Consider the following 21,775-nt stretch of genomic DNA (forward strand, 5'->3'; position numbering starts at 1 on the left):
TTTATTGGGCAGCTTCAAGGCGTGTTGCGCGAACACTTGCTGCCAATGCACTGACAAGTTTGGTGACGGCAGCTGCCGGATCACCCTTCACCTTGCCATTTTCATCGAGTTCGCCCGCGACTGCTTTGACGATAGCGGTGCCGACAACAACGCCGTCAGCAGCCTCAGCAATGGCTGCAGCCTGTTCAGGCGTCTTTACACCAAAGCCCACACAGATCGGCAGATCGGTGCTCTTCTTGATGTGGCGCACAGCATCTGCAACTCGCGCCGTATCGGCAATTGCCGAGCCGGTGATACCGTTCATCGAGACGTAATAGACGAAACCCGAGGAGTTCGTCAGTACCTTTGGAAGACGCTTATCGTCGGTGGTCGGCGTGGTCAGGCGGATGAAGTTGAGGCCTGCCTCGGTTGCCGGAATGCAGAGTTCCTTGTCCATTTCGGACGGCAGATCGACAATGATAAAACCATCAACGCCGGACGTTTTGGCATCAGCGAGGAAACGCTCGACGCCATAGATGTAAATCGGGTTGTAATAACCCATCAGGACGATTGGCGTTGTGTCGTCCTCTTTACGGAAATCGGCTGCCAGTTGCAGGGTCTTTTTCAGCGTCTGCCCGGCTGCAAGTGAACGCAGGCCAGCAGCTTCAATCGCAGGGCCGTCGGCCATCGGATCGGAGAAAGGCATACCAAGCTCAATCACATCCGAGCCTGCTTTCGGCAAAGCCTTCATGACGGCAAGCGATGTCGCATAATCGGGGTCGCCGCCCATGAAATAAGTGACCAGTGCTGGACGTCCTTCGGACTTGAGCGCTGCAAATTTGGTGTCGATGCGTGTGGTCATACCGTGCCCCGTGGCAAAATGCGCGTAAGATAATCGGCGGTGGATTGGCCGGACATAACCGTCTCCATCCAGGCGCGCCGTTCAAAGTCGATGATCCCCAGTTCCCATACGCAGGCCATCAACAAAGGCTGTGCGGGCATGAAGTCAATCTCGTCGCCGAGTTCAGACTGCCAGAGAATCTGTGTTGCGATGCCACCTTCCAGCCACCAGTGCAGAAGAAGCCACAGGCTTTCTTCACCCTGATGCAGAATAGCAAAACCAGCGCCGAGATGCGGCGTATGCTCGAGCTTTTCTGCAACCGATGCGATCTGTCTGCGGGCGATACCACGAGCCGCTTCTGCAAGCGGATTGGAAGGATCGGCTTCAATGATGCTGAGCTTGATTGTTGCCGAACCACACTCCGTCAGTCCGTCGAACCATGCGGCCCGCGGTCTGTAAGCATTGGTGTCGACAACAGCGTTGCTCATGCAATCCTCACATTTCCATGCCGAGCAGCTGCCCGACCGTGTGAACGTCCTTGTCGCCGCGACCGGACAGATTGACGATCATCACCTGATCCTTGCCCATGCTTGGTGCCATCTTCACGGCTTGCGCAATCGCATGAGCGGATTCAAGCGCTGGAATAATACCTTCAACGCGGGTGCAAAGCTGGAAAGCTTCAAGCGCTTCGTCGTCGAGGATCGGCACATAGTCAACGCGGCCGCTGTCTTTGAGCCATGAATGCTCAGGACCAACGCCCGGATAGTCGAGACCTGCGGAAACTGAATGGCCTTCGAGAATCTGGCCATCTTCGTTCTGCAGCAGATAGGTGCGGTTGCCATGCAAAACGCCGGGGCTGCCTGCACTCATCGATGCGCAATGCTCAACGCCATCAAGACCGCGACCGCCAGCTTCAACACCGACGATCTTGACCGATGCGTCGTCAAGGAACGGATGGAACAGGCCAATTGCGTTCGATCCGCCGCCGACGGCAGCAACGATCACATCCGGCAAACGGCCTTCCTGTTCGAGAATCTGCTTACGCGCTTCGACGCCAATCACCGACTGGAAATCGCGCACGAGTTCCGGATAAGGATGCGGACCAGCAGCGGTGCCGATCAGGTAATAGGTGTCTTCAACATTGGTGACCCAGTCGCGAAGTGCTTCGTTCATGGCGTCCTTGAGCGTGCCGTTGCCTGCCGTGACAGGCTTTACTTCGGCACCCAGCAGCTTCATGCGGAAGACGTTTGGCTTCTGACGTTCAACGTCGGTGGCACCCATATAGACCACGCAAGGCAGGCCGAAGCGGGCTGCAACGGTTGCCGATGCAACACCGTGCTGACCAGCGCCGGTTTCAGCGATGATGCGGGTCTTGCCCATGCGCTTGGCAAGCAGGATCTGGCCGAGGCAATTGTTGATCTTGTGGCTGCCGGTATGGTTCAGGTCTTCGCGCTTGAAGTAAATCTTCGCGCCGCCCAAATGTTTGGTCAGGCCTTCAGCATAATAAAGCTTGGAAGGGCGACCGGCATAATAGGTCGAAAGATCGGAAAGCTCGGCCTGAAATTCAGGATCGCTCTTTGCCGTATCATAGGCTTCCTGCAATTCGAGGATCAGCGGCATCAGTGTTTCGGCGACAAAGCGTCCGCCAAAAATGCCGAACATGCCTTCTTCATCCGGGCCTGTCTTATAGGAATTGGGTTCAACCGGCTTGTTCAATGCTGCCACTCCGTCATGTGCAGGCTATTTGTCTGGCATCAGACACAGCCTGAAAGAATTCTCTAATAAGACGCACATCCTTTTCGCCAGGTGCGCGCTCTACGCCGGACGATACATCGATACCCGGCGCACGCGTATTTTGCAGCGCCTCGGCAATGTTGCCCGCGTTCAGTCCACCGGAAAGCATGTAATCGACACTTTCGTCAAGCGCGTCGAGCAATGTCCAGTCAAAGGATACACCATTGCCGCCGGGAAGGTCTGAACCTTTCGGCGGTTTGGCATCAAAGAGAAAGCGATCTGCGATGCCCTTATACGGCGCGATCACTTCGAGATCGTGCGCGTCACGAATTGCAAAAGCCTTTATCACCGGCAGGCCATAGCGCTTCTTCACAAAGCCCACGCGTTCAGGCGTTTCATGGCCATGCAGCTGCAGCATGTCAGGCTTTAATTCGCGAACGATTTCATCAAGCGTTTCGTCATCCGCATCAACGCTCACAGCAACCACTTTGGCGCGGCCTTTTGCTGCTTCACGCAGACGTCCGGCATCAGCGGGGGTAAGATGGCGTGGGCTTTTTGGAAAGAAGATGAAGCCAATATGCGTTGCCCCGCCATCGAGAGCAGCATTGACTGCTTCAGGCGTTTTGAGACCGCATATTTTTATATCAAAAACCATGGCGTTTCCGTCGCACATATTGCGACGGGACTCAAGCCGTTCCCGGCGCTGTTTCGGCTGGCGCGTCATCATAACCCTGTGCGATCAGGGTATCATACGCTTCCATGACCTCAAGGGGAACTGCCTGCGCAATCTGAAAACCCAGTGCCGGATATTCCAGAATGCGCCGCAAATCGCCTGTCATTTCACGGACCAGCTTTTCGAACCCGTGAGCCTTTGTCGGCTGATCCTCGAAAGATGTAGCGGGTGCTGTGACAAAAGCCTTGGCTTCCGGCCATTGCCGGTCAACCGTTGCACGCACGCGGCGTTGCGTCTGTGGTTTGGTGACGAAAATCGGACTGATGGCACCTGGCACCATCTTTTCGCGCGAAAAAAGGATGTTTTCGCCGATATTGGTCGCTTTTGGCTCGATGATGATGGCGCTTTCCGGAACGCCTTCAGCAATTGCGATTTCCGCAAAGGCTTCGGCCTCCGATGCCTTGTAGAGCCCTTTGGTCCAGTTACCGCTATGGCCTGTGAACATGAGCCAGGTGCCAAGGCCCTGCATGTAGAGATCGGCCGCATGTTTTGCGACGCGGGTATCATAACTGCCTAAGCCGATAATGACATCGGCGGTCTGAAGTTCGTCATAGATGCAATGGTAATCCCATAGCACCCGGGCGGCATTTTGAATATTTGATGTCATGTAAAGTCGATAGCCTGTAATGCGCTGCCATTGCGCTTGAGCCATGCTTTGCAGCGCTCGGTATCGGGGCAAAGCTCTTGGCAGAGTTTCCAGAATTTCGGCCCATGGTTCATCTCGATCAGATGCGCCACTTCGTGGGCGACGAGATAGTTGATGACGGGCGGCGGGGCCATGCCGATGCGCCATGAGAAGGAAAGCACGCCATCGGAAGTACACGATCCCCAGCGGCTTTTGGTATCCTTGAACCGGACCGCCTTGGCTTTGCGGCCCACGGTTGCCGTATGACGGGCAACCAGTTGCTCGATGTCGCGTTTGACTTCGCGCTTGAGGTAATCGGCGACACGCCGCGAAAGATGTGCGGGGTCGCCATGAACGAGCAGAATATTGCCTTCCAGCAAATCCACCGTGCCACGTCCGGGCTGATGGGCGATGAGATGCGGCACACCGCGAATGGGTATTTTCACACCCACACGAAGGCCAGCCTGATCGGGCAATTTTGCAATGCGGCTTTCAATCCAGCCTTCATGGCGGATCAAAAAACTCTGCACTTCGCGGTCGGGCAAACCCGGTGGAATTGTAACACGCAGACCCTTGCCGCCAGTCTCGATCCGAAGTGTCAGGCGTTTGGCGCGCGGGTTTTCAAGCACGCGCAAAGGCAATTCACGTCCTGCGACCGCATGAATGCGTTCGCTTCTGACTGTCGCCGACTGTTTAGCCTTCGATGAACGAAATAAGGAAAAGCCCATTCCTTAAAAATAAGTGATTCGCGAAAAAAGCCAGAAATTTTTGACGTTCAAAGCAAAACGACGCGGGACTAACCCGCGTCGCAACAGGTATTACAGCATTAATTTAGCGGTCAAATATCCGTGACATCGTTGCTGTCGGTCTTTGCTGGCGTGCGTTTGCCATTGGCGCGGCGCTCATTCATGAAACGCTCGAACTCTTCCTTGTCGCGGGCACGGCGAAGTTCCTGCGCATAGGCTTCGAAGTCGGCGCGGGCTTCTTCAAGCTTGCGGCGTTCTTCAGCCAGACGGTCGAGTTCTTCTCGGCGCCAGTCATCGAAAGCGGCATTGCCGGTCGTGCCGCCAAAGCCGAAGCTTTCACTTTTACCGCAGTTGCGGAAAGAGCCGAACATTGAGTCGGTCTTCTCGTTAACTTGGCGTTTGAAATCACCGAGGCGGTCGCCCCAGATGATATAGGCGAGCATGGCGAGGCCAAGCGGCCAGAAGAAGATAAAGCCCAGCACCATCAGCGCGATTGTCGCTGGTGTCCATGCGGGGCGGATCAATGCAGAATTTGTCATGGTCTACTCCGTTTAATTCAGGGCCGTTCGCTTAGTCTCGCGGCTTGAATTTGACGTGGTAAACCAATTGCGGCTTTTCAAGAATGTTGTGGGCCTGTTCCCGCCATGCGAGAGCTAAGCAATGTGATTATCTCGGAAATTTTTTCCGTAAATGTTCAAGCGTTGCCACTCCAAGACCTGCAATCAATGCCCAGAAGGCTGAACCGACTCCGAAAAAGGCAATACCGGAGGCGGTGACAGCGAAGGTTACGATAGCGGCCAGCCGTTCTTCTTCATGCTTGAGTGCCAGCGACATTGCATTGATGAACGGCCCCATGAGAGCAAGACCAGCCACCAGTGCAATCAGCGTTGCAGGCAGAACGGCAAAGATTGCCACCAGCGAAGCGCCGAATAAAGCGAAGACCACATAGAATGCCGCATAAACGGGCCCGGTCATCCAACGTTTGGTCGGATCGGGATGGGCATCCGGATTGGTACAAAGGGCGGCTGAAATGGCGGCAAGATTGCTGGTCCCTGCACCAAAGGGGGCAGTCACCAGAGAGAAAAGCCCTGTCACCCTTAGGGCGGCGCTGGTTGGTGGCTCATAGCCGGATGCTCGTAATACGGCAAAGCCCGGCAGGTTCTGCGAAGCCATCGTGACAAGATAAAGCGGAAGCGCGATGCCGATCATGGCGCCGATGTGAAACTCTGGCCAGATCAGCGTGAGTGTCGAGATCTCTGGCGCAGGCAATTGCGGAATGCGTCCTGTCAACAGCGCATAAGCCATGCCGAGTACGAGCACGGCAATGACGGCGAGTGATGGATTGAACAGGCGGATGATGAAGAAAAGCGCTACCAGCGGCAGAACGAAACTCGGATCAAGCGAGACAGATTTTGCAGCTGCAATGACGAAGCTAAGCAACACTCCGGCCAGCATTCCCGAAGCAACCGATGCCGGAATGCGTGAAACAAGCGTTGAAAGCTGACGGACCAATCCGGTGAGGATCAGCGCAAGAGCTGTTACGATGAAAGCGCCCACGGCTTCAGGCATGGTAAAACCGACACTTGCGCCGATCAGAGCGAGACCAGGTGTGGACCACGCCGCGATGATCGGCATTTTGTAGCGCACACTAAGCCATGCGGATGAACCAGCAATAGCCAGACACACTGCCGTCACCCAGCTTGCTGTTTCGGCCTGCGTTGCGCCCAGCACATTGGCCGCCGCTACAATCAGCGCCAGCGTGCTGCCAAAGCCGACAATGGCAGCAACTGCAGAAGACGCAAAAACCGAAAAGCGCATGACTTAGTCTCCGAAAGATATGCGTTCGGCGAGGGCCGAGACAGTGCGGATCAGCAGTTCCAGGTCTTGCGGGCGCGAAAGACGATGGTCGCCATCACGAACCAGCGTCAGCGTTACATCATCAACCGGCAGATGTTCAACGAGCTTAAGCGCATGTTGGTAAGGCACAGCCTCATCCTGCATCCCTTGCAGGATATGCACCGGACAACCGGTCTCGATAATGCCCTTAAGCACAAGATTGTTACGACCGTCTTCAATCAATGCGCGGGTATAGATGTAAGGGTTCGGCGAATATTCTGAAGGCTCTTCAAAATAGCCCTGTTCCATCAGATCTTTTTTCTGTTTGTCGGTCAGTGATGGTTCGACAAGCTCGGCAGTAAAGTCCGGGGCCGGGGCAATCAGAACGATCCCGGCAGGAGACTTGCCTGCTTTCTTCAGTTCCTGCGCCATGCGCAACGCAATCCAGCCGCCCATGGATGATCCGACGAGGATTTGCGGGCCTTCCGCATATTTGTCTAGAATCGTGAGGCTTTCATTCAGCCAACGTGAGATTGTGCCCTGATTGAAGTCGCCGCCCGACTCACCATGCCCTGAATAATCAAGACGCAGAGCGGAATGCCCGGTCTTCTCTGCCCATTCATCAAGAACAACAGCCTTGGTGCCAAGCATGTCGGAGCGATAGCCACCAAGCCAGACAATGCCGGGAGCAACCTGTCCCGCACGGTTGCGGACTGCGATTTTAGCGCCATCGACATCAATAAAATCGGGTTCAGCTGCGCTCATGCTTGGTCTCCTGAATTGGCAGGCACTCTATCAAATTCTTTTCATTTGCCATTTCTGCCCGTCAGAGAAAACCTTTCGCCTGGTCACTCCCTTGAAATATTGAGGAATGTGACCGATATGTCGCTTTACACTCCCGAAATACTTCTTTCTTCGTCGGGGGTGATTTTCCCAGTCAAAGATGCTATTGACTTTACCGCTCGCTTGACCACATTTCCGCGTTAAACAGGGGTTTGATGGGGGAATGCCGTCGCGGGCAACGAAATTAAACCGCCTATGACGTTAATAATCAGGAGATAACGACCATTCGCCGACCGTTCAGAGCGACGCCGGTCCAGAAAGACGGACCGCGCTCCAACCGTGATATCCGGGTTCCCCGGGTCCAGCTTATTGATGCCGAAGGCCATAACCACGGCAGTATCCCGACGCAGGACGCCATTGCGATGGCAGAAGAAGCGGGTCTCGATCTCGTTGAGATCGTGCCAAACGCTGAACCACCTGTGTGCAAGATCGTGGATCTCGGCAAGCTGAAGTATCAGAATCAGAAAAAAGCCTCCGAAGCCCGCAAGAAGCAGAAAACGGTCGAAATCAAGGAAATCAAGATGCGACCGAACATCGACACTCATGACTATGAAGTGAAGATGAAGGCTGCACAGCGTTTCTTCGAAGAAGGCGACAAGGTCAAGGTAACACTTCGTTTCCGTGGCCGTGAAATGGCCCACCAGGAGCTCGGTATGAAGCTTCTGCTGCGTGTGAAAGAAGATACCGTCGAAATCGCCAAGGTGGAATCCGAGCCAAAGCTCGAAGGCCGCCAGATGATGATGGTTCTGGCTCCGCGCTGATCGTAAATTCCCGCCTTTGAAAAGCCGCCTTCGGGCGGTTTTTCTTTTTCCAGAATCACCCCTCTTTCAGAGATAGCCATGAAAACATTGGGCGAACTGGGCAAATATCAGCAAAGACGCCGTCTTGCGATTGCTCTTCTTATCGGACTTCTTGTTGTCGCACTGTTCTTTGTGCGCTCGCGGTCAATTGGGCATTTGCATGAATATATCGAATCATTCGGCATAAGCTTGATTGTTGCAGCCATTCTCGGACGCATGTGGTGCACGCTTTATATCGGTGGTCGCAAAAGTGCCGAGATCGTGCAGACCGGCCCTTATTCGATGACGCGTAATCCGCTTTATGTGTTCAGCAGCATCGGCGCGATCGGTATCGGCGCGCAGACGGGCAGCATTATCATTGCGTTGGCCTTTGGTGTGCTTTGCTATCTGGCTTTTTCAACTGTCATTCGCACGGAAGAGAAGTTCCTCAAGGCCAACTTCGGCAAACCATACGAGGATTATTGCGCACGCGTGCCGCGATTCTTTCCAAGCTTTTCACTGTTCCGCGATGATGATGAGCTCAGGGTAAAGCCTGATCGACTGTATCGGACCTTTACGGATGGTCTGGTGTTCTTTGTGGCCTATCCGTTCTTTGAATTCATTGAGTACCTTCAGGACATCGGTACATTACCGGTTCTGCTGCGACTTTATTGAGTTTGAGGTATGATTCAGCCTGATTCACGTTGATTCAGGCATTGCGTTTTCTGGCCTTTAAGCCTATAAGGCCGCGTTCGAACCGCCCGGCAGGGCATGCCGTGGCGGTTTCGTATGCTTTTCAGACTTGGTCGGTCTGGAAGTAAAACAGAGTTCCGGTCTTTTGCAGGACGGACGCCTTTTCAAACAAGAGGCGTGGAGTGTTGCAAGCACGACGGGGACTAAACAAAGGAGTAGCAAAATGCCCAAGATGAAGACCAAATCGGCTGCTAAGAAGCGGTTCAAAATTACTGGCACTGGCAAAGTTGTAGCTGCGGCTGCAGGCAAGCGCCATGGCATGATCAAGCGCTCGAACAAGTTCATTCGCGATGCACGCGGCACCATGGTGCTCTCGGACGCAGATGCGAAGATCGTAAAACAGTTCCTGCCTAACGGCCTCTAAGCCGTCTATCCTCTAAGGAGATCATATCATGGCACGTGTAAAACGCGGCGTTACCGCCCACGCCAAGCACAAAAAAGTTCTCGACCAGGCTTCGGGTTTCCGTGGTCGTCGTAAAAATACGATCCGCACTGCTAAGGCTGCTGTAGATCGTTCGAAGCAGTATGCTTACCGCGACCGCAAGAATCGCAAGCGTACGTTCCGCGCGCTCTGGATTCAGCGTATCAACGCTGCTGTTCGTGAACAGGGCCTGACATATGGCCGTTTCATCGACGGTCTAGCTAAGGCAGGTATCGAAATCGACCGTAAGGTTCTTTCCGACATCGCAATCCATGAGCCTGATGCATTCGGTGCGCTGGTTGCGTCGGCAAAGAAGGCTCTCGAGTACCTCAAGAACAACGAGACGCCAAACGCTTTTGAAGGCGCTGTTCGCTAAGCCAGCCCTTCCCAAGTGATATTTTGAATTTGGGGAACCCGCGCTGGCTCGGCTGGCGCGGGTTTTTCTTTCGTATCTGGCGCCAATGGCGCGACCAAGAGGCGTCGAGTGTCCCCTGGACACGAGAGGGATGTAAACCAAGAGGCGTGGAGCGCGTTCAGCGCGACAGGGATATAGACAATGAGCGATCTCGAACAACTCGAACAAACGATCATGGGCGAAATCGCTGCTGCCAGCGACGAGCAGGCGATTGAAGCGGTGCGCGTTGCAGCACTCGGCAAAAAAGGCACTATCTCTGAAAAGCTCAAGACGCTGGGCAGCATGACACCGGAAGAGCGTCAGGCACAGGGCCCTGCCATTAACGGCCTGAAGAACCGCGTCACCGAAGCGCTCACTGAACGCAAGACAGAGCTGCGCAAGCAAGCCATTGCAGCGCGCCTTGAGCGTGAGAAAGTCGATGTGACCTTGCCGGTACGCGAAAGCGCTGCGGCGCGTGGCCGTATTCATCCAATTTCTCAGGTTATCGATGAAATCACCGCGATTTTTGCGGATATGGGTTTTTCGATTGCCGAAGGTCCGGATATCGAGACCGACTATTACAATTTCACGGCGCTGAACTTCCCTGAAGGCCACCCGGCGCGCGAGATGCACGACACGTTCTTCTTCAATCCAGATGAGAAGGGCGAGCGCAAGCTATTGCGCACGCATACCTCGCCGGTGCAGGTCCACGCGATGGAGAAGTTCGCAGCCATTCGTGATAAGGAAGGCCGTGACGAACCGATCCGCATCGTCATTCCGGGCAAAACCTATCGCATGGATTCCGACGCTACCCATTCGCCGATGTTCCATCAGGTCGAAGGTCTGGTCGTCGATAAGTCGGCTAATGTCGCCAACATGAAGTGGGTGCTTGAAGAGTTCTGCAAGGCTTTCTTTGAAGTACCAAACGTCACGATGCGTATGCGTCCGAGCTTCTTCCCATTCACCGAGCCATCGGTTGAGGTTGATATTCAGTGCGACCGTTCCGGCCCGCATGTGAAGTTCGGTGAAGGCACGGACTGGCTTGAAATTCTGGGCTGCGGCATGGTGCATCCGAATGTGCTGCGCGCTTCGGGTTATGACCCGGACGTCTATCAGGGCTTTGCATGGGGTATGGGTATCGACCGCATCGCCATGCTGAAATACGGAATGCCTGATCTGCGCGCCTTCTTTGATGCCGATGTGCGCTGGATCAACCATTACGGGTTCCGTCCGCTCGATCTGCCAACGCTGTTTGGTGGCCTGAGCGCATGACGCAACTGCCCGAACCTTATCGCGATGCGGTGACTTTTGCCTTTGGCGATTCGCCGGAACTCGCCGATGAGTTGCTTGCGCTCGTACTGGCAGGTCGCAAGACTGCGACCTGTGCCGCGCTTGCCTCGTTCGGTGAAGACGGCGAGCCGATGCCGGTCGTCGGACGTCGTGATGTGGTTCTGGATGGTCTTGGTCAACCTGCCGCGGTGATCGAAACAGTAGAGCTGACGGTCCGCCGCTTCGATGAGGTTGATGCCGCATTTGCGGAACAGGAGGGCGAAGGCCCGCTGGAAGAATGGCGAAAGGGGCACGAGGCCTATTTTCGCCGCAACGGCGGCTTCTCCCTTGATATGGAATTGCTTTGCGAGCGCTTTCGCGTGGTCGAAGTGCTCAAACGCTGAAATTTAGGAAAGAACACGATCATGAAATTCACGCTTTCCTGGCTCAAGGATCACCTTGAAACCGATGCAACGCTTGATCAGATTGTCGAAAAGCTCACCGATATTGGTCTTGAAGTGGACGGGGTCGATGACCGCGCTGCTTTCAGGGCCTTCAAAGTCGCCAAGGTTTTGACGGCAGTTCAGCATCCGGATGCCGACAAGCTGCGCGTTCTCTCGGTTGATACGGGCGAAGGCCAGCCGGTTCAGGTTGTTTGCGGTGCTCCGAACGCGCGCGCCGGTCTCGTTGGCGTTCTGGGCCGTCCGGGCGACTATGTGCCGGGCCTTGATGTGACGCTTTCGGTTGGCAAAATCCGTGGCGTTGAAAGCTTCGGTATGATGTGTTCCGAGCGCGAGCTGGAACTTTCTGATGAACATAATGGCATTATCGACCTTCCGGACGATGTTCCGGTCGGCACGAGCTTTGCTGCCTATATGGGTCTTGATGATCCGATTATCGAAATTGGTCTGACGCCAAACCGCGCAGATTGCACTGGCATTCGCGGCATTGCCCGTGATCTGGCAGCCGCTGGTCTTGGCACACTCAAGAATACCCTGCCGGATGCGGTAAAGGGTGAAGGCGAAACACCTGTTAAGGTCATTCTTGATCAGGATGCAGAAAACCCGTTCTGCAACGGTTTTGCCCTGCGTCTGGTCAAGGGTGTGAAGAACGGCCCAAGCCCGAAATGGATGCAGCAGCGCCTGAAAGATATTGGCCTGCGCCCGATCAATGCGCTGGTCGACATCACCAATTATGTAACGTTTGATCAGGGCCGTCCGCTGCATGTTTTCGATGCGGCCAAAGTTAAGGGCAATCTGACAGTGCGCGCGGCAAAGGATGGCGAAACTATCCTTGGTCTTGATGGGCGCGAGCATAAGTTCAAGCCGGGCATGTACGTGATCGCCGATGAAAACGGCCCCGAATCGATCGCCGGTATCATGGGCGGTGAGCATTCGGGCTGCGATGAAAATACTGTCGATGTGCTGATCGAATCCGCTCTTTGGGATCCGCGCATGATCGCTCGCACGGGCCGCGAACTCGGTATCGTCACCGATGCACGCTATCGCTTTGAGCGTGGCGTCGATCCTGAAATGATGATTCCGGGTGCGGAAATTGCAACCAAGCTGGTGCTCGAACTCTGCGGCGGTCAGCCGACAGTTCTCGACGTGGTTGGTTACACGGCACCGACCGCACGCGTGATCGATTTTCCGGTTACGGAAGTGAAGCGGCTTACCGGCATTGATGTTTCCTATGACGCATCTTTCGACATTCTGAAGCGTCTCGGCTTCGGCGCTGAAGGCGACGGCAAGGTCATCAAGGCAACCGTGCCAACATGGCGTGGTGACGTGGAAGGCAAAGCCGACCTCGTTGAAGAAGTCATGCGTATCCATGGCATCAATCAGATCGAACCACAGCCGTTGCCGGGCCTTGGCACGGTGAATGGCCGTATTCTGACGACATTGCAGATCCGTACGCGTCTGGCACGTCGCACACTTGCTTCGCGCGGCATGATGGAAGCTGTGACCTATTCCTTCATTTCCGAAGCGCAGGCCAAAGCCTTTGGCGGTGGCAAGCCGGAACTGAAGCTGGCGAACCCGATCGCAGCCGATATGTCGGATATGCGCCCATCGCTTCTGCCGGGTCTGCTGTCTGCTGCTCAACGCAATGCGGATCGCGGCTTTGGCGATATCGCATTGTTTGAAGTGTCGGGCATCTATGAAGGCGATAAGCCTGAGCAGCAGCGGCGTGTGGCGGGCGGTGTCCGTCGCGGCACAGCTGGCGTTGAAGGTTCGGGCCGTTTCTGGTCTGGCAATGCAGCACCCGTTGGTGTGTTTGATGCCAAGGCTGATGCCCTGGCTGCCCTTGAAGCGGCTGGTGCGCCGGTTGATCGCATCCAGATCGAAGCCGGTGGCCCAGAATGGTTCCATCCGGGGCGTTCGGGCACGCTGAAGCTCGGACCGAAGGTGGTTCTGGGGTATTTCGGTGAGTTCCACCCTAATACGCTGGAAGCGCTTGATGTGTCGGGCGCGCTTTGCGGCTTTGAAGTCTATATTGATGCGATTCCTGAGCCGAAAGCCAAGGCAACCCGCACCAAGCCAGCTTTGAGCCTCTCGCAGTTCCAGAGCCTTAAGCGTGACTTTGCCTTTGTGGTGGACGCGAGCGTTGAAGCGGGTAACGTCGTGAAAGCGGTCTCGTCGGCTGACAAGAAGCTGATTGCCGGTGTGCAGGTGTTCGACGTCTTCACAGGCGCTTCGCTTGGTGAAGGCAAGAAGTCGATTGCGGTTGAAGTGCTGTTGCAGCCACAGGATCGCACGCTGACCGACGAAGATCTGGAAGCACTGGCAAAGCAGGTGATCGCAAATGTCACCAAGCAGACCGGCGGCGTTCTTCGCGGATAAGAATGAAACAAAAAGCCCGGCTTTTAGCCGGGCTTTTTTAACCTCGTAAACCGATACAATTGCCCCATGGGTCTTTGACCTGACACATGCGCATGTCGTCTTGAATATCGAGCGGCCCGCGATAAAGCGTGCCGCCAATGGCAATCAAATGCGCAAGCATTTCATCGAAATCCTCGACGTGCCAATAGACAACACTTCCCGCAGCACCCGATGAAATTTTTTCATCTGCCGGAACAATTTCCAGATCCACATCGCCGATCTGCAGATAGCTGAAATCAAACGCTTCAAGATGTTTGAGAACAGCTTGCGGAAAGGCTTTGAGATACCACTCGATTGCCGTCTCAACATCGCCGACATGGATCAGAACGGCGGATATCGTGCCACTCATGCGGGGACAGCCGCACGCGCAGGCATGGCAAGCATGGCCATGTCGATGATCTTCTGTACAGCTTCGCGGGAATTGCCATCACGGGCTTCAAAAGAAATGCTTTGCTGGATCATGTGATAAAATTCAGTCATTTGCGCGATGTCAGTTTGTTCTGGCAGATCGCCTTCTGCAATGGCGCGCTTCAGACGCTGTGAAAGCCGCTCATGATTTGTGTGACGAACACCCTGAAGGAACGCCTTCACATCGGCATTTTCAGGTTTGCACTGGATAGAGCTCACACTGATCATACATCCGCCAGCAGGACACGCAAAAGCGCTGTCGGCGCTTAGTTCCAGCCATTGCCGCATACCGTCCTGAATGGTGCGCGCATTTTCGAGTGCTTCGAACGGAACGGCTCCAATCGTGCGGCTATAATAGTCCACAGCTTCGCGAAACGCCTGCTCCTTGTTGCCAAAGGCTGCGTAAAAGCTCGGCGGCGTGATGCTGATCGCCGACGTAAAATCGTTGATCTGGGCGCATTCATAGCCTTTTGCCCAGAAGACTTTCATGACTTTTTCCAGCGCAGTATCGCGGTCGAAACTGCGCGGTCGGCCGCGCGGAACCATTTTTCGCCCTTTCTGTAGTCATCCTTATATAATTTGCTTGACGCTCCGGAGCAAGTCGATATGAATTATGTAGTATTGACTATATAAATAGGATTCGTCCCATGAACGAAGTGTGTGATTCTGCCATCACGGCGGAAGGGGTTTCTGCGTCTTCAAGCGAGGCGCGTGCAATCCCACTGGTGGTTTATTGTCTGACGCTTGGCGTCTTTGCACTGACCACTTCCGAGCTGATGATTTCCGGCATGATGCCAGCACTTCAGGAGGCTTTTGGCCGCTCGATTTCCGATATTGGTAATCTCATCTCGGTCTATGCTCTCGGCATGACGATTGGTGGTCCGCTGGTGACAATACTATTTCTGGCGCTGAAGATTGAAAATAAGCGCGGGCTGCTATTGCTTCTGATCCTTTATGCTGTGGGGCAAAGTGTGGCTGCCTCAACCAGCAATTTCCATGCGATGTTGGTAGCGCGTGTTTTCACCGGCATGGCAGCGGCGACCAGTTTCGGCCTGATGCTGGCGATCACTGCGCAGCTCGTCGTGCCTGAATTACGTGGTCGTGCATCGTCGCTGGTCTTTGCAGGTCTCATGCTGTGCACTGTTTTGGGCGTGCCGCTGGCAACCGCTATCACCAACGCTTTCGGCTGGCGGGCAAGCTTCTGGGCGATTGTGGTGCTGGTGCTGTTTTGTGCGTTGGTGATTGCGCTCAAAATCGAAGCAAAGCCAAATCATGCGGAAGTAAATCTGCGCTCCGAGCTCAAAGAAATGCGCAAGCCACCGTTATGGGCAGCTTATGCAACCAGTGCCCTGGTGATCGGTGCCTCCTTCTCGGTTTATAGCTATCTTTCGCCAATTACTGCGAAACTGGCTGGCTTCCCGGAAGCGCAACTGCCTTATCTGCTGGCGGTTTATGGCGCTGCAAACATCATCGGCAATTACATTGTTGGTCGCTTTGCGGACCGTCATACGATTGCGACTATCTTTATCGGCATTCTGATCATGCTGGCGGCAATGCTGATCTTTGCAATCTTTGCGGAGCTGAAATTTGCAACCATGCTGGCAATCGTCATGATTGGTCTTACGGGCATTGCGCTTAATCCCGCTTTCATTGCCCGCGTCATGCGGATTGCGCATCCGGGCGCGCTGGTCAATGCGATGCACGCATCTGTCATCAACATCGGTCTGGGCCTTGGGCCATGGGCAGGTGGTCTGGCGCTTCAATCCGGATATAGCCTTCATGCGCCGCTGTGGGTGGGCTTTATCATGACGCTTCTTGGTCTGTTGAGTCTCGCGCCCCGCGCGTTGCGTCGGATGTAATTTTCGACCTGCAAACAAAAAAGCCGGGGTTGATGCCCCGGCTTTTTGTATCAGAAGGGATGATTAATCCTTCGAGAAAATGGTTGCGCTCTGCGATGTCGAAACCATGGTGTTGTAATCACTAACAATCCACTGAAGATCAGAAGCGGCATTACCCTTGCGGGCATCGCCCTTGGTCTTTTCCAGCTTTTCCTGGAAATCGCGCAGCTTGCCCAAAAGGCTTGCAGGGCGGGATTCGAAAACATGGAACGAGTTTGGATGCTCGGTTGCGTAATCGTCCATTTCGCGAACGGCGGCCGCGTAAGTATCCATGGCTTTGCCAAAGGCTTCCATATCGACTACCGGCTTTTCATTTTCCGGCAGCAGTTCAACAACTGCATTGGCACGCATCATGACATTGCGAACCTGCCAGTTGGCCTTCTTGCCTTCGGCCTTTTCAAGCGCATCAAGCTCGGCAAGATCGATTTTGGCCTTTTCCTCGCCTAACAGCGCATCGACGCGCTTGCGTTCTTTGGTGAACTCCGGCGCGTATTCGGCGATCTGTTTGTGGAATTCCTTTGCACCAGCAAACTTGTCGGACTTATAGTCCTTGCGGTCGTAATATTTGCTCGCCTTTTCAACCACCGGGGCAAGCTTCTGATAGATCGCAATATAGCTCACCATCGCTTCATCAAGCGCGGGAAGTTTTGGATCTGCCTTGGTGGCTTCTTCAGCTGCTTCAATTTCGCTGCGCACATCATAAAGCGAGTAAAGGCCGTAGACATTGCGCTCCTTACCGGTTGGTCCCTTCTTCATGTCGACCCAGCTATCATAGCGGTCGAGCGATTCCGAAGCGCGAATGGTGCGGTTGAGAAGCGAAACATAGGCGTTCATCTTTTCAATCGCAGCATTTGGATCGGCCTCATCGGCAGTTTGCGCGAAAGCTGCGGTCGGCAGAATGACCGCGAGAAGCGTGAACAGGATCGCACGAGGCGAGAAGCGTTTCATGTGGTTTTCCCTCATTGAGCACATTCTAAAAACGGTAAAATGATTGCAGTGCTTTGATTTTCAAGGCCGGAAATATGTCCCCCCTCCGCCCTGTTTATTCTCTGGCCCATCATTGTCTGGCCCATCATGGTCTGGCATTGTCAGGGAGCCAGTTGCTCCCGGAGCGATTTCTTATGACAGTGATGATTGTGGAGACGATTGAAAGCACGATCAGGTATTCGACAAAACGGAACGGCATCACAAACCAGCCGCTGATCGTGCGTTCGATTGCGCCATAGAGATTGACGATCTGGAACTCGTAATTCACGCCGGTACTACCGCCGCCATGGCTTACGATTTCTTTGATTTGAAGATGACTGCCGGGGCTTCCGAACAGCCATACCAAAGGTTGGTTGTAAATAGGGTTGCCGCGGCTGTCGAAAAACATGGCTGTAAACGACATGAACGAAATCATGATGGCTGCTGCTTCGGGCTTTCTCCAGTCGACTTTCGAGAACCAGAATATGGCGGAGCAGACGATAAGAAGAAAGACGCTCGCAACGCCATCGATAAAGATGACGCCATACATCCCATACATGAGGCCAAGCCCCACGAGGGAGAAGCAAGCAATAGCAGCGGCGGCGATGGCAAATATGCCAAGCACTTTCGTGATGGTTCCTGTTTGCATAGGGCGCAAAAAGCACGCACCCGCAAGAATGACAAGCCTTATTAGATTTTTCTACTTTATAAGGGCGGTCATTTAAATCTTTGCGTTTGTTTTATTCTGTGAACGCGAAAAGGCGGGGCTACCCCGCCTTTTCTTGCATAAAGCCAAAAGCTTTAGAGGCCGGTAGTTGCCAGCAATGCATCGGGATAGCGTTTGCCTGCAATCGTGTCTGAGCTGAAAAGCGTGTTCAGGCGATTTAGCTCGTCACTGCTCAAAGAAACATCTGCGGCCTTTGCATTGTCTTCGAGATGGTTGACCTTACGTGCACCGGGGATCGGTACGATGAAATCGCCCTGATGAAGAACCCAGGCAAGCGCGAGCTGCGCCGGTGTCACCTGCTTTTCACCAGCCATCTCGACAATCAGATCGACCTGCTTGTTGTTAGCTTCAAGGTTGCCGGGCTGGAAGCGCGGCAAGGTTTTGCGGAAATCATCTGCAGCAAAATCCGATTGCGAACGCACCTTGCCGGTCAACATGCCACGACCAAGCGGGCTATAGGGCACGAAGCCGATACCAAGTTCGGCACAAACAGGCAGCACGTCATTTTCAGAATTGCGTTCCCACAGTGAATATTCGCTCTGAAGTGCCGCAATTGGGTGTACGGCATGGGCGCGGCGCAGCGTGTTTACACCTGCTTCCGAAAGGCCGATGGTCCGGATCTTGCCCTCACCGATCAGGTCTTTCATGGTGCCGATGACATCTTCAATCGGTACATTCGGATCAACGCGATGCTGATAGAAAAGATCAATAGTATCGATGCCGAGGCGCTGCAAAGAAGCCTCTGCAACAGCGCGGATATTTTCAGGGCGACTATCGACGCCAACTGGCTTGCCATCCTCGATCTTGAAGCCGAATTTCGTGGCAATCGTTACTTTATCGCGAAATGATTTGAGTGCCTTGCCCAGCAGCTTTTCATTTTCATAGGGGCCGTAAACTTCAGCCGTATCAAAGAATGTGATGCCAAGATCAAAGGCACGGTGCAAAGTGGCAATGGCATCCTGTTCGTCCTGTCCGCCATAGGCATAGCTCATGCCCATGCAGCCGAGGCCGATTGCGGAGACAGTTAGTTCCTGACCAAGCTTGCGCGTTTTCATCGGTATTCCTTTCGGGGCGAGTTCTCAAAATATGGGGAACTCGGAAACTCTGAAAACACAGGGTTTCCGGTGAGACTGAAACTAACTTTCAAACAGGCGTTCGATAATACTGATTTATTTTCACGGGTTATTCTATACTTTAGAACAATGAATCGAAATCAGCTTTCCCAACTGGCTGTTCTGGCCGCGGTGGCTGCCCATGGCAGTTTCCGCGGCGCGGCGCGTGAATTGTCGATTGCGCCTTCCGCAGTCAGTCATGCGGTTGCTGCCCTTGAAGACAGTCTTGGCATCCGACTTTTGTCGCGCACCACGCGAAGCGTTGCGCCTACAGATGCCGGACGACAATTGCTGGAACGGCTTGCTCCGGCGCTCGAGGAAATTCATCAGGCACTGGGTGCAGCAATTGAAGCGCGCGAGCGCCCTGCAGGGACATTGCGTATTACGATGCCGCATATCGCAGCACAGTTTGTCATTGCGCCGCGATTGGGTGAATTTGCGGAAGCCTATCCCGACATTACGCTTGATCTGACGGTTGAAAGCGCATTCACCGATATTGTCGCAGCTGGCTTTGATGCCGGTATGCGGCTTGGCGAGAGCCTTGAGGCCGACATGATCTGCGCCCGCCTGACAAGCGATCTGCGTGCGGCGATTGTTGCCTCACCGTCCTATCTTGAAAGGGCAACGATCCCCAGACATCCGAATGATCTGATGCAGCATCGTTGTGTGAGGCATCGCTTTGCAAGTGGTCGTATCTATCGCTGGGAGTTTGAAAAGGCGGGTGAAGAGCTGGAGATTGCCATCAACGGCTCACTTATTCTCAATGATGACCGGTTGATTCTCGATGCGGTCCTAAACGGCGCTGGTCTCGCTTATCTGTTCGAAGATCACGTTCGGGATGCGCTCGCGGATGGAAGTCTGGTGAGGGTACTTGAAGACTGGTGCCAGCCTTTCGCGGGTCTTTACCTCTATTATCCAAGCCGTCGTCAGATGCGCCCGGCCCTGCGCGCATTCATCGATTTCTTTCGCGGATCGTATGAGATGCAGCACCGCTTTCTGGGGGCGTGAACTTGGATCATCTTCGCTATTCTGGCCTCCCGCAATCAGTACAGACAAAACGTTTTTGCAGAATAATCGAAGCCGTTCCAATCCTATCGGACGCACTGTCGCGCGCGCGCCGTCTCAACCTTCCAGATTGGTGGCTCGTTTCCGGTGCGCTTTATAATTCTGTATGGAATGTGCTGAGCGGACGCCCTCATGGCTATGGCATCAAAGACATCGACATCGCTTACTTCGATGGTTCTGATCTCTCATGGAGTGCGGAAGATTCGGCTATTCAAGCGGGCGCTATGGCTTTTGAAGGCTATACGCTACCTGTCGAGATACGCAATCAAGCGCGCGTTCATCTATGGTTTGAAGAGCATTTCGGAAAGCCCTATCCGCCGCTTCGTTGCGCATCCGAATCGATTGAGCGTTACGTAGCAATAGCGCATTGCGTGGGCGTGAGATTGGCGAGTGATAACACGCTCAATATTCACGCTCCTTTTGGGCTGGATGACATTTTTTCGTTTCGTATTCGGCCCAATCATGCCATCGATAACCGCGAAACATATGAAATCAAGGCTCGCCGGGCGTTGGAATGCTGGCCTGAACTGACTATTCAGAGCTGGGACAAAGAAGGCTGAGACCATAATGAGCAAAGGGACTGGAATGTTTCGTTGGGGTATTCTTTCCACCGCCAAGATTGGTGTTACGCAGGTTATTCCGGCGCTTTGCGCTTCCGATAACGGCGTAGTCCATGCAATCGCCAGTCGCGATCAGGCGCGTGCGCGTGCTGTTGCCGATCGGTTTGGCGCACCGCTGGCCTTTGGTTCCTATGAAGAATTGCTGGCAAGTGATGAAGTGGATGGTGTCTATATCCCGCTGCCTACCTCGCAGCATATCGAATGGACGCTGAAGGCTGCAGAAGCGGGCAAACATGTTCTCTGCGAAAAGCCGATTGCGTTGAAAGCCGGGGATATCGACCAACTGATTGCCGCGCGCAACAAACATAAGGTGACAATCGCCGAAGCCTTCATGGTCTATTACCACCCGCAATGGATCAAGCTGCGTCACCTTCTTGCCGAGGGCGCGATCGGAACGTTGCGCCATGTGCAGGGCGCATTCAGCTATTTCAACAATGATCCTGGCAATATGCGCAATCAGCCGGAACTTGGCGGTGGCGCGCTACCGGATATTGGCGTGTATCCGACCGTTGTTACGCGTATGGTGACAGAGAAAGAGCCGCTTTCGGTTCAGGCATCGGTCGAGTTCGATCCGAAATTCGGTACTGATCGTTACGCAAATGTGTCAGCGCGGTTTGATGGCTTCGACCTTACTTTTTATGTCGCAACACAGCTCGCGGCTCGTCAGACCATGGTTTTCCATGGTGACAAGGGCTTTATCGAAGTTCACGCACCTTTTAACACCGGCAAATATGGTCAGGGCCGTATTACGCTCTATAATGGCGGTCATACGGAAGCGACCGAATGGTCGTTCTCCGATACAAACCACTATCAGCTTCAGGCCGAAAACTTCGTACGAGCCACGAAAGGCGAAGGCGTGATGCTGTTTTCTCTGGAAAACTCGAAGGCAAATCAGAAATTCATCGATGCTATATATCGTGCTGGTAAAAGCGACGGCTTCGTGAGTGTCTGATTTGTGTGACTGGAACAACTGTCAGGAAGAAATCTTTCTGTGTCACATAGCTTGTGACTTGCAGTGAAAAACCGCCTTTCTTATATACGCCTCGCACAGGGCTTTGATAAAAGGCCGGGTGGATTGAAAAATCCTTCCCGACATCACACCTTGAAGCAGGCATTGTGAAATCGATAGGAACCGCTAATGGAACGC

General features: G+C 54.0%; 26 protein-coding genes. 11 read left to right on the top strand and 15 right to left on the bottom strand.

The genetic code is table 11. The features are described 5' to 3' along the window. Window position 1: 1 nt before the first annotated feature. From trpA to CEV34_RS27695, 10 genes are all read right to left on the bottom strand, one after another. Complete coding sequence (gene trpA, locus CEV34_RS06970) at window positions 2-841, bottom strand: tryptophan synthase subunit alpha (protein WP_007872619.1); 840 nt, start codon at window positions 839-841, stop codon at window positions 2-4. Further along, the gene (locus CEV34_RS06975) at window positions 838-1,308 is read right to left on the bottom strand and encodes a hypothetical protein (RefSeq protein ID WP_007872622.1); all 471 of its coding nucleotides are present in this window, start codon (window positions 1,306-1,308) and stop codon (window positions 838-840) included. Before CEV34_RS06975 ends, trpA begins: the two co-directional genes overlap by 4 nt. 7 nt (window positions 1,309-1,315) lie before the next feature. Continuing rightward, entirely contained in the window at window positions 1,316-2,536 is a 1,221-nt protein-coding gene (gene trpB, locus CEV34_RS06980; RefSeq protein WP_007872625.1) for a tryptophan synthase subunit beta, read from the bottom strand. A gap of 13 nt (window positions 2,537-2,549) precedes the next feature. Continuing rightward, the gene (locus CEV34_RS06985) at window positions 2,550-3,209 is read right to left on the bottom strand and encodes a phosphoribosylanthranilate isomerase (protein ID WP_007872628.1); all 660 of its coding nucleotides are present in this window, start codon (window positions 3,207-3,209) and stop codon (window positions 2,550-2,552) included. A 31-nt stretch (window positions 3,210-3,240) separates the two neighbouring features. Beyond that, entirely contained in the window at window positions 3,241-3,894 is a 654-nt protein-coding gene (locus tag CEV34_RS06990; protein ID WP_007872630.1) for a YdcF family protein, read from the bottom strand. Continuing rightward, window positions 3,891-4,640 carry a M48 family metallopeptidase gene (locus CEV34_RS06995; protein ID WP_007872633.1) on the bottom strand — a complete coding sequence of 250 codons (750 nt, stop codon included), beginning with the start codon at window positions 4,638-4,640 and terminating at the stop codon, window positions 3,891-3,893. Before CEV34_RS06995 ends, CEV34_RS06990 begins: the two co-directional genes overlap by 4 nt. 110 nt (window positions 4,641-4,750) lie before the next feature. After that, window positions 4,751-5,197: a DUF2852 domain-containing protein gene (locus CEV34_RS07000; RefSeq protein ID WP_007872634.1), complete on the bottom strand. Its 447-nt coding sequence runs from the start codon at window positions 5,195-5,197 to the stop codon at window positions 4,751-4,753. Window positions 5,198-5,324: 127 nt separating this feature from the next. Then, window positions 5,325-6,476, bottom strand: coding sequence for a benzoate/H(+) symporter BenE family transporter (locus CEV34_RS07005; protein WP_007872643.1), 1,152 nt, complete (start codon window positions 6,474-6,476; stop codon window positions 5,325-5,327). A gap of 3 nt (window positions 6,477-6,479) precedes the next feature. Further along, a complete protein-coding gene (locus CEV34_RS07010; protein ID WP_007872645.1) occupies window positions 6,480-7,259 on the bottom strand; it encodes an alpha/beta hydrolase in 780 nt (259 codons plus the stop codon). A gap of 218 nt (window positions 7,260-7,477) precedes the next feature. Then, the gene (locus tag CEV34_RS27695) at window positions 7,478-7,669 is read right to left on the bottom strand and encodes a hypothetical protein (protein WP_374891498.1); all 192 of its coding nucleotides are present in this window, start codon (window positions 7,667-7,669) and stop codon (window positions 7,478-7,480) included. Here CEV34_RS27695 and infC point away from each other — a divergent pair. The 7 genes from infC (at window position 7,622) to pheT (ending at window position 13,793) form a co-directional block, all read left to right on the top strand. After that, window positions 7,622-8,098, top strand: coding sequence for a translation initiation factor IF-3 (gene infC / locus CEV34_RS07015; RefSeq protein WP_374844440.1), 477 nt, complete (start codon window positions 7,622-7,624; stop codon window positions 8,096-8,098). The genes CEV34_RS27695 and infC overlap by 48 nt on opposite strands. Window positions 8,099-8,176: 78 nt before the next feature. Then, window positions 8,177-8,791: a methyltransferase family protein gene (locus CEV34_RS07020; protein WP_064322267.1), complete on the top strand. Its 615-nt coding sequence runs from the start codon at window positions 8,177-8,179 to the stop codon at window positions 8,789-8,791. A gap of 241 nt (window positions 8,792-9,032) precedes the next feature. Then, window positions 9,033-9,233, top strand: coding sequence for a 50S ribosomal protein L35 (gene rpmI / locus CEV34_RS07025; protein ID WP_007872654.1), 201 nt, complete (start codon window positions 9,033-9,035; stop codon window positions 9,231-9,233). Window positions 9,234-9,261: 28 nt separating this feature from the next. Next, window positions 9,262-9,666, top strand: a complete 405-nt coding sequence (rplT, locus tag CEV34_RS07030) for a 50S ribosomal protein L20 (protein WP_094543482.1) — start codon at window positions 9,262-9,264, stop codon at window positions 9,664-9,666. A gap of 180 nt (window positions 9,667-9,846) precedes the next feature. After that, window positions 9,847-10,956: a phenylalanine--tRNA ligase subunit alpha gene (pheS, locus tag CEV34_RS07035; protein ID WP_007872658.1), complete on the top strand. Its 1,110-nt coding sequence runs from the start codon at window positions 9,847-9,849 to the stop codon at window positions 10,954-10,956. Beyond that, a complete protein-coding gene (locus tag CEV34_RS07040; protein WP_007872660.1) occupies window positions 10,953-11,357 on the top strand; it encodes an ASCH domain-containing protein in 405 nt (134 codons plus the stop codon). Before pheS ends, CEV34_RS07040 begins: the two co-directional genes overlap by 4 nt. A gap of 21 nt (window positions 11,358-11,378) precedes the next feature. Next, entirely contained in the window at window positions 11,379-13,793 is a 2,415-nt protein-coding gene (gene pheT / locus CEV34_RS07045; RefSeq protein WP_094543484.1) for a phenylalanine--tRNA ligase subunit beta, read from the top strand. Between the two features lie 37 nt (window positions 13,794-13,830). On the opposite strand, the gene CEV34_RS07050 is transcribed toward pheT, so the two are convergent. Together CEV34_RS07050 and CEV34_RS07055 are read right to left on the bottom strand one after the other, a co-directional pair. Further along, entirely contained in the window at window positions 13,831-14,181 is a 351-nt protein-coding gene (locus tag CEV34_RS07050) for a VOC family protein (protein ID WP_007872679.1), read from the bottom strand. Beyond that, window positions 14,178-14,786: a TetR/AcrR family transcriptional regulator gene (locus CEV34_RS07055; protein WP_094543486.1), complete on the bottom strand. Its 609-nt coding sequence runs from the start codon at window positions 14,784-14,786 to the stop codon at window positions 14,178-14,180. The genes CEV34_RS07050 and CEV34_RS07055 overlap by 4 nt, the downstream gene beginning before the upstream one ends. A 101-nt stretch (window positions 14,787-14,887) precedes the next feature. Between CEV34_RS07055 and CEV34_RS07060 the strand changes: the two genes are divergently transcribed. Then, entirely contained in the window at window positions 14,888-16,099 is a 1,212-nt protein-coding gene (locus CEV34_RS07060; protein ID WP_094543487.1) for an MFS transporter, read from the top strand. Window positions 16,100-16,162: 63 nt separating this feature from the next. Here CEV34_RS07060 and CEV34_RS07065 read toward each other — a convergent pair whose 3' ends face one another. The 3 genes from CEV34_RS07065 to CEV34_RS07075 all read right to left on the bottom strand — a co-directional run bounded on the left by CEV34_RS07065 (window position 16,163) and on the right by CEV34_RS07075 (window position 18,886). Next, complete coding sequence (locus CEV34_RS07065) at window positions 16,163-17,086, bottom strand: YiiG family protein (protein WP_007872692.1); 924 nt, start codon at window positions 17,084-17,086, stop codon at window positions 16,163-16,165. A 124-nt stretch (window positions 17,087-17,210) separates the two neighbouring features. Next, a complete protein-coding gene (locus CEV34_RS07070) occupies window positions 17,211-17,729 on the bottom strand; it encodes a hypothetical protein (RefSeq protein ID WP_200860673.1) in 519 nt (172 codons plus the stop codon). A gap of 176 nt (window positions 17,730-17,905) precedes the next feature. Further along, window positions 17,906-18,886 (bottom strand): aldo/keto reductase, encoded by a 981-nt coding sequence (locus CEV34_RS07075; protein WP_007872697.1) that lies wholly within the window; start codon window positions 18,884-18,886, stop codon window positions 17,906-17,908. A gap of 147 nt (window positions 18,887-19,033) precedes the next feature. Between CEV34_RS07075 and CEV34_RS07080 the strand changes: the two genes are divergently transcribed. Genes CEV34_RS07080 through CEV34_RS07090 form a run of 3 tightly spaced genes read left to right on the top strand, consistent with a single transcriptional unit; the run spans window position 19,034 to window position 21,580 of the window. Further along, entirely contained in the window at window positions 19,034-19,951 is a 918-nt protein-coding gene (locus tag CEV34_RS07080; RefSeq protein ID WP_007872699.1) for a LysR family transcriptional regulator, read from the top strand. 2 nt (window positions 19,952-19,953) lie between these two features. Then, window positions 19,954-20,568 (top strand): nucleotidyltransferase family protein, encoded by a 615-nt coding sequence (locus CEV34_RS07085; RefSeq protein ID WP_039859398.1) that lies wholly within the window; start codon window positions 19,954-19,956, stop codon window positions 20,566-20,568. Between the two features lie 25 nt (window positions 20,569-20,593). After that, a complete protein-coding gene (locus CEV34_RS07090) occupies window positions 20,594-21,580 on the top strand; it encodes a Gfo/Idh/MocA family protein (RefSeq protein WP_007872702.1) in 987 nt (328 codons plus the stop codon). Window positions 21,581-21,775 lie beyond the last annotated feature (195 nt).

The organism is Brucella pseudogrignonensis, assembly GCF_002252525.1.
In the GTDB taxonomy this organism is placed as follows: Bacteria; Pseudomonadota; Alphaproteobacteria; order Rhizobiales; family Rhizobiaceae; genus Brucella; species Brucella pseudogrignonensis.